This window comes from Streptococcus mitis (assembly GCF_047460035.1).
Classification (GTDB): domain Bacteria; phylum Bacillota; class Bacilli; order Lactobacillales; family Streptococcaceae; genus Streptococcus; species Streptococcus mitis_DW.
In genome coordinates, this window is the sequence record NZ_JASHHB010000023.1 from 1 (window position 1) to 680 (window position 680).

Here is a 680-nt window from a genome sequence, read left to right on the forward strand (position 1 = left end):
GTGAGGGAAAGGTGAAAAGCACCCCGGGAGGGGAGTGAAATAGAACCTGAAACCGTGTGCCTACAACAAGTTCGAGCCCGTTAATGGGTGAGAGCGTGCCTTTTGTAGAATGAACCGGCGAGTTACGATATGATGCGAGGTTAAGTTGAAGAGACGGAGCCGTAGGGAAACCGAGTCTTAATAGGGCGCATTAGTATCATGTCGTAGACCCGAAACCATGTGACCTACCCATGAGCAGGTTGAAGGTGAGGTAAAACTCACTGGAGGACCGAACCAGGGCACGTTGAAAAGTGCTTGGATGACTTGTGGGTAGCGGAGAAATTCCAAACGAACTTGGAGATAGCTGGTTCTCTCCGAAATAGCTTTAGGGCTAGCGTCGATGTTAAGTCTCTTGGAGGTAGAGCACTGTTTGGGTGAGGGGTCCATCCCGGATTACCAATCTCAGATAAACTCCGAATGCCAACGAGATATAATCGGCAGTCAGACTGCGAGTGCTAAGATCCGTAGTCGAAAGGGAAACAGCCCAGACCACCAGCTAAGGTCCCAAAATATATGTTAAGTGGAAAAGGATGTGGGGTTGCACAGACAACTAGGATGTTAGCTTAGAAGCAGCTATTCATTCAAAGAGTGCGTAATAGCTCACTAGTCGAGTGACCCTGCGCCGAAAATGTACCGGGGCT

Annotated in this window: 1 rRNA gene; it reads left to right on the forward strand. The window is 49.3% G+C overall.

The features are described from left to right. A 23S ribosomal RNA gene (locus tag QM956_RS10525) occupies nt 1–680 on the forward strand; the annotation flags it as partial.